At 67.0% G+C, this 14,393-nt stretch carries 8 protein-coding genes and 3 rRNA genes; all 11 read right to left on the minus strand.

All coding sequences use genetic code 11. The features are described from left to right. Positions 1–97: 97 nt before the first annotated feature. The 11 genes from recN to ACK2IS_RS10210 all read right to left on the minus strand — a co-directional run bounded on the left by recN (position 98) and on the right by ACK2IS_RS10210 (position 14,337). Positions 98–1,855: a DNA repair protein RecN gene (gene recN, locus ACK2IS_RS10160; RefSeq protein WP_409483216.1), complete on the minus strand. Its 1,758-nt coding sequence runs from the start codon at positions 1,853–1,855 to the stop codon at positions 98–100. Positions 1,856–1,857: 2 nt separating this feature from the next. Then, positions 1,858–2,763, minus strand: a complete 906-nt coding sequence (locus ACK2IS_RS10165; RefSeq protein WP_409483217.1) for an NAD kinase — start codon at positions 2,761–2,763, stop codon at positions 1,858–1,860. Then, complete coding sequence (locus ACK2IS_RS10170) at positions 2,760–3,593, minus strand: TlyA family RNA methyltransferase (RefSeq protein WP_409483218.1); 834 nt, start codon at positions 3,591–3,593, stop codon at positions 2,760–2,762. The genes ACK2IS_RS10165 and ACK2IS_RS10170 overlap by 4 nt, the downstream gene beginning before the upstream one ends. A 46-nt stretch (positions 3,594–3,639) precedes the next feature. Beyond that, entirely contained in the window at positions 3,640–3,831 is a 192-nt protein-coding gene (locus ACK2IS_RS10175) for a hypothetical protein (protein WP_409483219.1), read from the minus strand. A 140-nt stretch (positions 3,832–3,971) separates the two neighbouring features. Continuing rightward, complete coding sequence (locus tag ACK2IS_RS10180; RefSeq protein WP_409483220.1) at positions 3,972–5,012, minus strand: HAD-IIA family hydrolase; 1,041 nt, start codon at positions 5,010–5,012, stop codon at positions 3,972–3,974. After that, entirely contained in the window at positions 5,009–6,061 is a 1,053-nt protein-coding gene (locus ACK2IS_RS10185; RefSeq protein WP_409483221.1) for a tetratricopeptide repeat protein, read from the minus strand. Before ACK2IS_RS10185 ends, ACK2IS_RS10180 begins: the two co-directional genes overlap by 4 nt. A 687-nt stretch (positions 6,062–6,748) precedes the next feature. Further along, a 5S ribosomal RNA gene (rrf, locus tag ACK2IS_RS10190) occupies positions 6,749–6,865 on the minus strand. Positions 6,866–6,935: 70 nt separating this feature from the next. After that, positions 6,936–10,038: ribosomal RNA gene (locus tag ACK2IS_RS10195) — 23S ribosomal RNA — on the minus strand. A gap of 342 nt (positions 10,039–10,380) precedes the next feature. Beyond that, positions 10,381–11,900 (minus strand): 16S ribosomal RNA (locus ACK2IS_RS10200). The 16S, 23S and 5S rRNA genes sit together here, the layout of an rRNA operon. Positions 11,901–12,432: 532 nt before the next feature. Next, positions 12,433–13,695, minus strand: a complete 1,263-nt coding sequence (gene tyrS, locus ACK2IS_RS10205; RefSeq protein WP_409483222.1) for a tyrosine--tRNA ligase — start codon at positions 13,693–13,695, stop codon at positions 12,433–12,435. 87 nt (positions 13,696–13,782) lie between these two features. Continuing rightward, positions 13,783–14,337, minus strand: a complete 555-nt coding sequence (locus ACK2IS_RS10210; RefSeq protein ID WP_409483223.1) for a GNAT family N-acetyltransferase — start codon at positions 14,335–14,337, stop codon at positions 13,783–13,785. Positions 14,338–14,393 lie beyond the last annotated feature (56 nt).

Here is a 14,393-nt window from a genome sequence, read left to right on the forward strand (position 1 = left end):
GCCGGGATCGGTTCCTCGGCCAGGTTCCCGGACCGTTGGCGCACCCGGCACGGACCGAGGCCCGCACCGGAGCACCGCACCGGGCGGCAGGGCGGCCTCAGCGTCTCCGCCGGCCTCCCTCGCGCGCCCCGGCTCCCCGGGCGCTGTCCAGCAGCTGCTGCGCGTGCTCGGTCGCGGCGGGACCGTCGTCGCCGCTCATCATCCGGGCCAGCTCGCGGACCCGCTCCTGCCCGGTCACCTCCACGATGCCGCTGGCGGCGACCTGCCCGTCGTCGGCCTTGCGCACCACCAGGTGCCGGTCGGCGTAGGCCGCGACCTGCGCCAGGTGCGTCACCACGATCACCTGGGCGGTGCGCGCCAGCTCGGCCAGGCGGGCCCCCACCTCCACCCCGGCCTTGCCGCCGATGCCGGCGTCGACCTCGTCGAAGACGAACGTCGGCACGGTGGAGCCCCCGTGGGTGGCGACCTCCAGGGCGAGCATGACACGGGAGAGCTCACCGCCGGAGGCCGCCTTGGTGACGCTGCGGGGCGGAGCGCCGGCGTTGGCCGCGAGAGCGATCTCCACCTCGTCGATCCCGTTGCGGGAGTATCTCACCCGTTCTCCTGACGGCAGCTCCAGCCCGTGCTCGTGGGCCTGGGTCGTGACGCCCACGACGAGCCGGGCTCGGGGCATGGCCAGCCGGCCGAGCTCGGTGGTGACCGCCGACCCGAGGCGCTGCGCGGCGTCGCCCCGGGCGTCGTGCAGCGCGGCCCCCTGGGCGCCCAGGCGCGGCGTGAGCTCGGCCAGGCGCGCCTCGATCTCCTCGATCCGGGCGTCGGCTCCCTCGAGGGTGAGCAGCGTGCGACTGGACTCCTGGGCCCAGGCGAGCACGTCCTCGACCGTCTCGCCGTACTTACGCTGCAGCCGCCCGAGCGCCGCGCGGCGCACCTGGACCTGGGCGAGGCGCGCCGGATCGACGTCGACGTCCGCCAGGTAGCCCGCGAGGTCGGTCGTCAGGTCGGACGCGAGATAGCTCAGGTCGGCGAGCCGCTTGTGCAGCTCGGCCAGCGCCGGGTCGTGTGCCGTCCACGGCTCCAGGGCGGTCACGGCCTCCCCGATCGCGGCCAGGGCTCCCTGGGCACCGGCCTCCCAGGCCTGCTCGTCGCCGGACAGGAGGACGTGCGCGCGGGAGGCGCCGTCGCGCAGGGCGTCGGCGTGCGCGAGCCGGTCGCCCTCCAGGCGCAGCTCCTCGTCCTCGCCCGGCTGCGGGTCGACGGCCTCGATCTCCTCCAGCGCGACCCGCAGGGCGTCGGCCTCGCGGGCCCGCTCGCGGGCGGCGGCGCGCAGCTGCTGGAGCTCGGCGACGAGACGGTGGTGCTCGTCATAGGTCTGCTGGTATGCCGCGAGCAGCTCGCCGACGCGGGGCTCGAAGCCGTCCAGCACCACGCGGTGCTCCTCGGCTGAGCGCAGGCGCCATTGATCGGCCTGGCCGTGCACGGCGACGAGCCGTTCCCCCACCTTGGCCAGCACCCCGACGGGGACGGTGCGGCCCCCCAGGTGGGCGCGGGACCGGCCCTGGGCCGCGACCGTCCGGGCGAGGACGAGACCCTCGTCCACCTCGGCGCCCGCCTCGACCGCGCGGACGACGGCCGGGTGGTCGTGGGCGAGCTCGGCGATCCCTTCGACGCTCAGCCGGTCCGACCCGGCGCGCACCAGGTCTGCGTCGGCGCGGCCGCCGAGCAGCAGCCCCAGGCCGGTCACTACCATCGTCTTGCCCGCTCCGGTCTCACCGGTGACGACGTTGAGGCCCGGCGACAGCTCCAGAACGGCCTCGTCGATGATGCCCAGGTCGCGGATCGTGATGTCGCGCAGCATGGTCAGCCTCCTTGTTGGGGACCGCGGCCGCGCCAGCCGGCGACGGACAGGTCGAATTTGCGGACGAGGCGATCGGTGAAGGGCGCCGCCGAGAGCCGCGCCAGCCGCACCGGCGTGGCGCTGCGGTGCACCTCGACGCGCGCCCCCTGCGGCAGGTCCAGCGAGCGTCGGCCGTCGCACCACAGGATCCCGGAGCCCTCCTGGTCGGGCAGCAGCTCCACCGACACCTCGGCGTCGGGCGACAGCACCAGGGGCCGGGCGAACAACGCGTGGGCCGAGAGGGGCACCACGAGCATGGCGGCCAGCGAGGGCCACACGACGGGGCCGCCGGCGGAGAAGGCGTACGCCGTGGAGCCGGTCGGTGTCGCCATCACCACGCCGTCGCAGCCCCACGTCGACAGCGGTCGGCCGTCGATGCCCAGCACGAGCTCGAGCATGCGCTGGCGCGAGGCCTTCTCGACGGCCGCCTCGTTGAGCGCCCAGGTGCGGATCAGCTCCCGATCACCGACGTGCGCCACCACCTCGAGGGTCAGCCGCTCCTCGACGGCGTAGTCGTGGGCGAGGATGCGCTCGACGACGTCGGCGAAGTGCTCCCGCTCCGCCTCCGCCAGGAAGCCTACGTGCCCCAGGTTGACGCCCAGGACGGGCGTCCCCCACGGTCTGGCCAGCTCGGCCCCCCGCAGGATGGTGCCGTCCCCGCCGAGGACGCAGACCAGCTCGCAGTCGCGCATCTGGTCGAGCCTGACCCAGGTGGCCAGACCACCGAGGTCGTGGTCCAGCGCCTCGCGGTCCGCCACGTCGACCGCCGGGGTGATCCCTGCCGCGGCGAGGTGCTCGGCGAGCGTGCGCGCGAGCTGGCGGGCCTCGGCTCGCCGATGGTGGACGACGAGCAGGATCCTGCGGCTCACGGGGTGGCTCCTCGCTGTGCGAGTCGGCGGGCACGCGCGGTCCACGCGGCCGGGTCGTGGCGCGCGCCGGGGGAACGCACGCACCACACAAGGTATTCGCTGTTGCCGTCGGTGCCGAGGACGGGGCTGGCGGCGAGATCACGCACCTGCAGCCCGGCAGCCGCGAGCGACGTCAGCACCGACTCGATCGCCTCCTGCCGGTGCCCGGCGTCGCGGACGACGCCGCCCTTGCCCAGCCGTCCCCGCCCGACCTCGAACTGCGGCTTGATCAGCGCCACCAGGTCCCCGCCCAGGACCACGAGCTCGGCGAGCCGCTCGGCGACCAGGGTCAGGGAGATGAAGCTCAGGTCGGTGACCAGCAGGTGGAAGGGGCCACCGAGCGGCTCCGGCTCCGCATCGCGGACGGACAGCCCGCTCCGCTCGACCACCCGGGGGTCGGCGGCAACCGTCGGGGCGAGCTGACCGTGGCCCACGTCGAGCGCGCACACGCCCGCGGCGCCACGGGCGAGCAGCACCTGGGTGAAGCCGCCGGTGCTGGCACCCACGTCGATGCAGCGACGGCCCTCGACCCGCACCTGGGGGAAGGCCTCGAGCGCCGCGAGCAGCTTGTGGGCGGCCCGGCTCACCCACGGGTCCCGCTCGCCCTCCAAGGCGACGTCGTCGTGCGGCGCCACGGGTGAGGCGGGTCGGGTGCACGTCGCGCCACGCAGCCGCACCCGCCCGGCGTCGACCAGCTCCCGGGCCTGTCCTCGTGAGCGGGCCAGACCGCGGCGGACGAGGGCGACGTCCAGACGCACGGGGGTGCTGGTGGTCGGCCCCTGGTCCGTCATCGCGCGCTCCTGCCTGCTCGTCCTGCCTGCTCGCCCGGTCGCGGCGTCAGGCGCCCGCGACCCCGGAGAGCCGTCCCTGCAGCACCTGGTGGACCCGGGCGGCGGCCTCGATCTGCGCCTGCCCGTCCTCGCCCTCGGCGGCGAGCTCGAGCTCACGCAGGGCACTCTCGACAGCAGGGTCGGGCCCTCCCCCGGACCCGAGGGACGCCGGCGTCGGGACGTCGATCTCACCGGTCATGTCGCTGCCTCTCGCTGCGTGGCCAGGGGTGTGCCTGCTGCCGCCACCCTAGTCGCGGCGACCGACATACCCTGGGTGGACAGGCGCACCGGCCGGCGAGGCCGACCGGCCTCGCCGGCTCGAGCACCGTCGGGCGCCGTTCAGCGCGGGTCGATCCGCTGCAGGGTGGCGCGCACGCCCTCCGGCAACGGCACCGTGAGCCGCTTCGCGTCGGTCGCCGCCCACACGAGCGTCACCGCGGCGCGGACCTGCTCGATCGGCGAACCACCAGACACCTCCAGCGCGTCGCCGTCCAGTCGTGCGGTGGCCTCGCCGCACGTGGCCGTGTCGGTGCCGTCCACCGACGGTGCGACATACGGCTCCTGCAGCGCTCGCAGGTCCAGGCCCAGGTATGTCGGCCGGAGCAGCTGCTCGGCCTCGGCGAGGGCCGGCGGCCCGTCCACCCCCGTGAGCACGTGCAGGCTGGGCATGCCCGTCCGGTTCGCGCCCTCGATGTCCGTGTCCAGGCGGTCGCCGACGGCCAGCATCGTGGTCACGTCCCCGCCGGCGCGGTCCGCGCAGCGGGTGTACAGCGGCGGGTGGGGCTTGCCCGCCACCTGCGGCTCCTGGCCCACGGCGTTGCGCACCGCGGCGACGGCGGAGCCGTTGCCTGGGGCGATACCCCGGTCGGTGGGGATCGTCAAGTCGACGTTGGTCGCCATCCAGACGGCCCCGGCGGTGACGGCGTAGGCCGCCTCCTTGAGGTCCGTCCAGGTCAGCTCGGTCCCGTAGCCCTGCAGCACGGCGGTGATCTGCTCGGCGACGGCGGGGTCGTCGATGCGCTGCTGGGGGGTGACCGGCGCCAGCCCCACCTGGCGCAACGCCAGGGCGACACCCGGCCCGCCCACGGCGAGCACCACCTCGCCGGGCCGCAGCTGCTCGGCGAGCAGGGCCGCCCCGGCCTGGGCGCTGGTGACCACGTGCTCGGCATCCGTGCGGACACCCAGCTCGGTCAGGTGGGACGCGACCTCCGCGGCCGGGCGGCCGGCGTTGTTGGTGGCATACATGACCGGAAGACCTCGGTCGGCGGCGAGGTTGAGCGCGTCGACCGCATGCGGCACGGCCTCCGCCCCGCGGTAGACCACGCCGTCGAGGTCGACGACCAGGCCGGAGCAGGTGTCCAGCAGCGAGCCTTCGCTCATCGGCCATCTCCCCCACGCGGTCCGGTCGCCTCGTCGCCCGGCCCCGGGTCCCGCGTGGCGTGGCCCCGGTCCACCTCCTCGGTCGACCCGGCGCCCGCATCGCTCCGGGCCGGCTCGCGGCCCTGGCTGCCATGGCCGGCCTCGGTGGTCCCGGCGGGCGCGCCGCGGGGATCCTGGGCCTCGGTCTGCGTTCCGCCTCCGGGCGTCTTGCGATGGTCGGCCCCGTCCTCGCGGGCACCCGTGCCGTCCTCCTCCTCGCACTCCTCCTCGCCCTCCAGGAGGTCGGTGAAGGTGAAGCCCTCAAGGTCGGCCAGACGCTCGTCGGCGTCGGTCTTGCCTTCCTGGTCGGTCTGGGCTGCTCGGTGGAACCACTCGACGGCGCCGTCCTCGTCGCCCAGCGCCAGCAGCGCATCCGCGTAGGCATAGGCCAGCCGGGCATACCAGGGTCGGTTCATCCCGTGACGCAGGGCCGGGACCTCGAGCTCGACCTTCGCGGCGTCGAGCTGCCCCAGATCCCGTCGGACCCCGGAGACGACGATCAGCAGCTCGATCCGGTCCTCCTGGGGCAGGCTCTGCGCGTCCGGGGACGTCGCCAGCTCGAGCGCCTTGTCCAGCCGACCCAGTCCCCGCTCGCAGTCGACCATGAAGGGAAGCAGGTGGTGCGAGCCTGACAGTCGGCGGGCGGTCCGGAACTCGGCGAGAGCCTTGGCCCACTCCTGCCGGCGGTAGAGGACCAGGCCGAGGGCCTCACGCACCGCCGGGACCCGCCCGGCTCGCCGGACCGCGGTCTCGGCGTGCTCCAGAGCCTTGTCGTCGTCGACGCCGAGCAGCCGCGCGGCCATCACCAGGTGCTGACCCACCCCTTCGGCGTTCTCCTTGCTCAGGGTGCGCAGCTGGTTCTTGACGGAGCGCTCGAGCTCGAAGCCGGTGACGTCCTCGTCGATCAGCGGTTCGAGCTTGCGGCCCTCCAGGCGCACCAGCCGGGAGCCGGAGTGGCGTTCCTCGTCCTGCGGCCCGGAGCGTCGCCCGTCGCGGTCGGCGAACCGCATCCCCCTCGGTCCCTGTCCGCCACGGGGAGCATGTCCGCGGCGATCCCCGAAGCTCAGGCGATCCCCGCTGCGGGACCGCTCGTCCCGGTCGTACGACGGGCGGCCACCGCGGTCGTCCCGGTCGTTGCGACCTGGGTAGGGGCGGCGTTCGCCACGGTCGTCCCGCGGCTCGTCAGAACGACGACCGTCCCGTCCGTAGGACGGGCGCCCCCGCGGCTCGTCCCGGAACCGGGAGCGGCGCTCGTCCCGGTCATCTCGGCCGTACGCGGGGCGCTCGTCGCGACCCGGGTAGGGGCGGCGTTCGCCACGGTCGTGCCCGTCGTACGACGGGCGGCCCCCGCGCTGGTCCCTGGACTGGTACGGCCGGCGCCCACCCTGATCACCGCCACGGTCCCCCCGGGCCGAGTGCTGGTCGCGGTCCCCCCGGGCCGAGTGCTGGTCGCGGTCGTCAGTTCGTCGCTCTCCGCGCCCTGGTTGGCGACGCGGTCGTCCCGACTCGCTCTCGTGCGCGTCATCGCTCATCGGATTCTCCTCACGTCGCCGGCCCGGAAGGCCGGCCAAGTCTCTATGCAGATGGGTACGGACACGAGTATGCCCCAGCCGTCGGCAACAAGACCGTCGACCGGGGAAAGGTGTAGATATGCGTGTAGCCCCCAACCGGTGGTTGGGGGCTACACGTGAATGGTTGTCCGGCGGCGTCCTACTCTCCCACACCGTCACCAGTGCAGTACCATCGGCGCTGTAAGGCTTAGCTTCCGGGTTCGGAATGGGACCGGGCGTTTCCCTTACGCTATGACCGCCGTAACTCTATCGACATGTCAACAAACCATAGGGTTTGTGTGTCGGGAGCTACACAGTGGACGCGAGCGATCTTCGGGTCAAGTTATCGGCTTATTAGTACCGGTCAGCTCCACACGTTGCCGTGCTTCCACGTCCGGCCTATCAACCCAGTAGTCTAGCTGGGAGCCTCTCACCCTCTAGGGGCATGGAAACCTCATCTTGAAGCGTGCTTCCCGCTTAGATGCTTTCAGCGGTTATCACTCCCGAACGTAGCTAATCAGCGGTGCTCTTGGCAGAACAACTGACACACCAGAGGTTCGTCCATCCCGGTCCTCTCGTACTAGGGACAGCCCTTCTCAAGTTTCCTACGCGCACAGCGGATAGGGACCGAACTGTCTCACGACGTTCTAAACCCAGCTCGCGTACCGCTTTAATGGGCGAACAGCCCAACCCTTGGGACCTACTCCAGCCCCAGGATGCGACGAGCCGACATCGAGGTGCCAAACCATGCCGTCGATATGAACTCTTGGGCAAGATCAGCCTGTTATCCCCGGGGTACCTTTTATCCGTTGAGCGACGGCGCTTCCACAAGCCACCGCCGGGTCACTAGTCCCGACTTTCGTCCCTGCTCGACATGTCTGTCTCACAGTCAAGCTCCCTTGTGCACTTACACTCGAAACCTGATTGCCAACCAGGCTGAGGGAACCTTTGGGCGCCTCCGTTACCCTTTAGGAGGCAACCGCCCCAGTTAAACTACCCACCAGGCACTGTCCCTGATCCGGATCACGGACCGAGGTTAGATATCCAGAACGACCAGAGTGGTATTTCAACGTTGACTCCACACACACTGGCGTGCATGCTTCACAGTCTCCCACCTATCCTACACAAGCCGTACCGAACACCAATACCAAGCTATAGTAAAGGTCCCGGGGTCTTTCCGTCCTGCTGCGCGTAACGAGCATCTTTACTCGTAGTGCAATTTCGCCGAGTTCGCGGTTGAGACAGTAGGGAAGTCGTTACGCCATTCGTGCAGGTCGGAACTTACCCGACAAGGAATTTCGCTACCTTAGGATGGTTATAGTTACCACCGCCGTTTACTGGCGCTTAAGTTCTCAGCTTCGCCGTGAGGCTAACCGGTCCCCTTAACGTTCCAGCACCGGGCAGGCGTCAGTCCGTATACATCGAATTACTTCTTCGCACGGACCTGTGTTTTTAGTAAACAGTCGCTTCCCCCTGGTCTCTGCGGCCACTCACGCTCGACACGCAAGGTGCGTCACGATCATGGCCCCCCTTCTCCCGAAGTTACGGGGGCATTTTGCCGAATTCCTTAACCACGATTCACTCGATCGCCTTGGTATTCTCTACCTAACCACCTGAGTCGGTTTGGGGTACGGGCGGCTCAGTCCCTCGCTAGAAGCTTTTCTAGGCAGCATAGGATCACCCTCTTCCCGCATACGCGGTCACTATCAGATCTCAGCCCCATGGCATGCGGATTTGCCTACATGCCGGCCTACATCCTTAGACGTGGACAACCATCGCCACGCGGAGGCTACCTTCCTGCGTCACTCCATCGCTTAACTACTACTGGCTCAGGTCACCTCATCCGCGACTCACCCACCCGAAGGTGGTTAGAGCCGCTTCACCAGGTTTAGTATCACCAGCCTCGCTAGGGGCGGTACTGCGCCGGTTCCGGAATATCAACCGGATGTCCATCGACTACGCCTGTCGGCCTCGCCTTAGGTCCCGACTTACCCAGGGCAGATTAGCTTGACCCTGGAACCCTTGGTTATTCGGCGGACGGGTTTCTCACCCGTCATTCGCTACTCATGCCTGCATTCTCACTCGTGTGGCGTCCACGGCTGGATCACTCCGCCGCTTCACCCGCCACACGACGCTCCCCTACCCATCAACACGCCTGAACCACAAGGGCTTGGCAATGTGTCAATGCCACAGCTTCGGCGGTGTGCTTGAGCCCCGCTACATTGTCGGCGCAAAATCACTTGACCAGTGAGCTATTACGCACTCTTTAAAGGGTGGCTGCTTCTAAGCCAACCTCCTGGTTGTCACAGCAACTTCACATCCTTTTCCACTTAGCACACGCTTAGGGGCCTTAGCTGGTGATCTGGGCTGTTTCCCTCTCGACTACGGAGCTTATCCCCCGCAGTCTCACTGCCACGCTCTCACTTACCGGCATTCGGAGTTTGGTTGACGTCAGTAACCCGGTGGGGCCCATCAGCCATCCAGTAGCTCTACCTCCGGCAAGAAACACGTGACGCTGCACCTAAATGCATTTCGGGGAGAACCAGCTATCACGAAGTTTGATTGGCCTTTCACCCCTACCCACAGCTCATCCCCCCAGTTTTCAACCTAGGTGGGTTCGGTCCTCCACGCGGTCTTACCCGCGCTTCAACCTGGCCATGGGTAGATCACTTCGCTTCGGGTCTAGACCCAGCGACTCATTCGCCCTGTTCGGACTCGCTTTCGCTACGGCTTCCCCACACGGGTTAACCTCGCCACTGAGCACTAACTCGCAGGCTCATTCTTCAAAAGGCACGCCGTCACCCCACACAGAGGCTCCGACGGATTGTAAGCGCACGGTTTCAGGATCTATTTCACTCCCCTCCCGGGGTACTTTTCACCTTTCCCTCACGGTACTTGTCCGCTATCGGTCACCAGGGAATATTTAGGCTTAGCAGGTGGTCCTGCCAGATTCACACGGGATTTCTCGGGCCCCGTGCTACTTGGGATGCTCTCCAGCAGTCCACGACGTTTCGGCTACGGGGGTAACACCCTCTGTGCCCGGCCTTTCAAGACCGTTCGCCTACATCATGGATTTCTTACTGCTCACCAGCATGTCAGTGCTGGTAGGAAAGTCCCACAACCCCGACCGTGCAACCCCTGACAGGTATCACACACGACCGGTTTAGCCTCTTCCGCGTTCGCTCGCCACTACTGACGGAATCACTGTTGTTTTCTCTTCCTGTGGGTACTGAGATGTTTCACTTCCCCACGTTCCCTCCACACACCCTATATATTCAGGTGCAGGTGACTGGAAATACCTCCAGCCGGGTTTCCCCATTCGGAAATCCTCGGATCACAGTCTGGTTATCGACTCCCCGAGGCTTATCGCAGATTCCTACGTCCTTCATCGGTTCCTGGTGCCAAGGCATCCACCGTGCGCCCTTAAAAACTTGGCCACAAAGATGCTCGCGTCCACTGTGTAGTTCTCAAAACACAAACCCGTGACCACCACCTCACCACACCCGAAAGTGCAGCTTCGACAGTCCAGGAGAAACAACCCGACCTACCCCCGAGCCCCTCTCCCACAAGAGAGGACCCATACCAGGGGCGGCCCGATGTCTCAGGACCCAACAGCGCGCCACGACACCCACCACCACCAGCAGCTTTCCCCACTCACGATCCCCGAAGAGACCACGAGCCGTACTCGCCACCAGCACCAGCCGGCGCCATCCGTTCGATGTTCCACCCTTGAGCACCCCCACCACACGTTCGGTGATGAAGAGGCATATGCTCCTTAGAAAGGAGGTGATCCAGCCGCACCTTCCGGTACGGCTACCTTGTTACGACTTAGTCCCAATCGCCAGTCCCACCTTCGACGGCTCCCCCCACAAGGGTTAGGCCACCGGCTTCGGGTGTTACCGACTTTCGTGACTTGACGGGCGGTGTGTACAAGGCCCGGGAACGTATTCACCGCAGCGTTGCTGATCTGCGATTACTAGCGACTCCGACTTCATGGGGTCGAGTTGCAGACCCCAATCCGAACTGAGACCGGTTTTTTGGGATTCGCTCCACCTCGCGGTATCGCAGCCCTTTGTACCGGCCATTGTAGCATGCGTGAAGCCCAAGACATAAGGGGCATGATGATTTGACGTCGTCCCCACCTTCCTCCGAGTTGACCCCGGCAGTCTCCTATGAGTCCCCACCATCACGTGCTGGCAACATAGAACGAGGGTTGCGCTCGTTGCGGGACTTAACCCAACATCTCACGACACGAGCTGACGACAACCATGCACCACCTGTACACCGACCTTGCGGGGCACCCATCTCTGGATGTTTCCGGTGTATGTCAAGCCTTGGTAAGGTTCTTCGCGTTGCATCGAATTAATCCGCATGCTCCGCCGCTTGTGCGGGCCCCCGTCAATTCCTTTGAGTTTTAGCCTTGCGGCCGTACTCCCCAGGCGGGGCGCTTAATGCGTTAGCTGCGGCACGGAACTCGTGGAATGAGCCCCACACCTAGCGCCCAACGTTTACGGCATGGACTACCAGGGTATCTAATCCTGTTCGCTCCCCATGCTTTCGCTTCTCAGTGTCAGTTATGGCCCAGAGACCTGCCTTCGCCATCGGTGTTCCTCCTGATATCTGCGCATTTCACCGCTACACCAGGAATTCCAGTCTCCCCTACCACACTCTAGTCTGCCCGTACCCACGGCAAGTCCAACGTTAAGCGTTGGATTTTCACCGCAGACGCGACAAACCACCTACAAGCTCTTTACGCCCAATAATTCCGGACAACGCTCGCACCCTACGTATTACCGCGGCTGCTGGCACGTAGTTAGCCGGTGCTTCTTCTGCTCCTACCGTCACTTTCGCTTCTTCAGAGCTGAAAGAGGTTTACAACCCGAAGGCCTTCATCCCTCACGCGGCGTCGCTGCATCAGGCTTTCGCCCATTGTGCAATATTCCCCACTGCTGCCTCCCGTAGGAGTCTGGGCCGTGTCTCAGTCCCAGTGTGGCCGGTCGCCCTCTCAGGCCGGCTACCCGTCGTCGCCTTGGTGAGCCACTACCTCACCAACAAGCTGATAGGCCGCGAGTCCATCCTCCACCACAATGCTTTCCACCCACTGCAGATGCCTGCGTAGGTCGTATCCAGTATTAGCCCCGGTTTCCCGGGGTTATCCCAGAGTGAAGGGCAGGTTACTCACGTGTTACTCACCCGTTCGCCACTAATCCACCCAGCAAGCTGGGCTTCATCGTTCGACTTGCATGTGTTAAGCACGCCGCCAGCGTTCGTCCTGAGCCAGGATCAAACTCTCCGTAGAAAATTTGTACAATCCCAGCAAACAGAACAACAACCTGACGTTGCTGTCCGTCTACCAAAGGAACCTCAAACGAGGTAAAAAATTGGCATCAAACTTAGGCACGCTGTTGAGTTCTCAAACATCGGACGCGCAACATCGTCTTAGTTCTGGTGAACTGTGCCGATGAGGGCTTCGATTGTGAACAAGATCTTGGGCTTCTCGGACCAGAGCGTTTCCACTCTGCGGTGCGCGCTTGGCTTGTTCTTCCTCTACTTTATCAGGGCTTCTTCGTTCTGCCTAATCGAGCGTTTCCGCTTCCATCTGGCATGACGAACCGACCTGATTCAGTCGAGGTGTCGTCGTCCGCGAGACCGGCCTACTTCGCTGCGAGGTTTCCCTGCTAGCAGTGGTGTCCGTTGCTCCCTGTCCGGGCGACATCGAGAACATTACGGGAAGGTGTCCGGTGAGTACAAATCCGCTGGTCAGGACGGGTGCGCCCCTGGTAGCCGCCCGGTGGAGGGCTACCAGGGGCGCACCGACGACACGGGTGGGCTCAGTCCGGCATACGGCCCGCTGCCATCGACTTGCGCCCGCGACGGAGCAGGACCACCCGGCCGTGCAGGAAGTCTCCCGGCGCCAGGGTGGCCTCCGGATCGGAGACCTTGACGCCGTTCACCGAGGCCCCGCCGTCCTTGAGTGCGCGGCGGGCCTCGTTGCGGGAGGCGACCAGCCCGGAGGCGACGAGGGCATCCACCACCGTGTCACCGGGGCGTACCTGCCCCCCGGGCAGCTCCGCGGTCGCGTCCAGCAGGGTCCGCTCGTCCAGCGCGGCGAGGTCCCCCTTGCCGAACAGCGCCTCGGAGGCCGCCTGGACCGACGCCGTCGCCGCGGCCCCGTGCACGAGCGTCGTGACGTCCGCTGCCAGGGTCCGCTGGGCGGTACGCCGGAAGGGCTCCTGCGCCACCTGTCGCTCCAGGTCGGCGATCTCCTCCCTCGTACGGTCGGTGAAGACCTTGAGCAGGGAGACCACCGAGGCGTCCTCGACGTTGAGCCAGTACTGGTAGAAGGCGTACGGGGAGGTCATCGCCGGGTCCAGCCAGACGGCGTTGCCCTCGGACTTGCCGAACTTGTTGCCCGCCGAGTCGGTGATGAGCGGCGTCGTCAGCAGGTGCACCGACGCCCCCTCGACCCGGTGGATCAGGTCGGAGCCGGCGGTGAGGTTGCCCCACTGGTCCTGCCCGCCCGTCTGCAGGGTGCACCCGTGGCGACGGTAGAGCTCGAGGTAGTCCAGCCCCTGGAGCATCTGGTAGCTCAGCTCGGTGAAGCTGATGCCCTCGTCGCTGGCGAGGCGGGCAGCCACCGCGTCCTTCTTGATCATCTGGTTGACCCGGAAGTGCTTGCCCACGTCACGCAGGAAGTCCAGCGCCGTGATCTGCTCGGTCCAGTCCAGGTTGTTGACCAGGAGCGCGGGGTTGTCCCCCTCGAAGGTCAGGAAGGGGCGGACCTGGCGCTGGATGGCGGCGGTCCACTCGGCCGTCTGCTCCTTGGTCTTCAGCACCCGCTCGGAGGTGGGCCGGGGATCACCGATCAACCCGGTCGACCCGCCCACCAGCGCGATGACCCGGTGTCCCGCCCGCTGCAGGTGCCGCAGCATGACCAGCTGGACCAGGTTGCCGAAGTGGAGCGAGGGCGCCGTGGGGTCGAACCCGCAGTAGACCGTGAGCGGTCCGTCCTCGAGGGCCTGACGCAGGGCCGCCTCGTCGGTGGACTGCGCCACCAGGCCTCGCCACTGCAGCTCGTCGAGGATCGTGCTCACAGGTCTCGTCTCCTTGCTCGTCGTCGCACCGGCACACGCCGGGGCGACACCATCGTGCCAGGTGGGTGCGCCGGCCGCGCCGCCCGCTCAGCGCCGCGGCGCCGACGGATCTCCCTCCAGCATGGCGAAGTGGTACTCGTCCACCCAGGTCCCGTCGAGCTGGGTGGCCTTGCGCAGCGCGGCCTCCTGGGTCATGCCCAGCGAGCTCACCAGCCGGCCGGCGGCGGTGTTGCCCTCGAGGGTGATCGCGAACACCCGGTGGGCGCGCAGGTCCCGGAAGGCGTGGTCGAGCAGCGCCCGGCCGATCTCGGACGCGTACCCGCGCCGGTGGTACTTCGCGTGCAGCACACAGCTGATCTCGTAGACGTCCGGGTGCTCGTAGCGGTGGAAGACCACGTGCCCCACCACCCGGTCCTTGGACTTGCGCACGAGGGCGAGGACCGGCGGGTCGTCCCCGACCCAGCGGGACAGGAACCGCCGCACCTGCTTCTCGGAGTACGTGTCGTCGACGAAGCGCATCACCTGCGGATCCGCGAGATAGCTGCGGACCGCCTTGAAGTCGTCCTCCTGGAAAGGCCGCAGCCGCAGCCGTGACGTCTCCACGGCCTCGCTCACGGCCGACACCGGCCTGTCGTTGCTCACCTGCTGTGCTCCCACTCGGCGTCCGATGACCCCGTCGTCGTCTCCCTGCCGACTCA

The organism is Arsenicicoccus dermatophilus (assembly GCF_046267915.1).
GTDB lineage: Bacteria > Actinomycetota > Actinomycetes > Actinomycetales > Dermatophilaceae > Arsenicicoccus > Arsenicicoccus dermatophilus_A.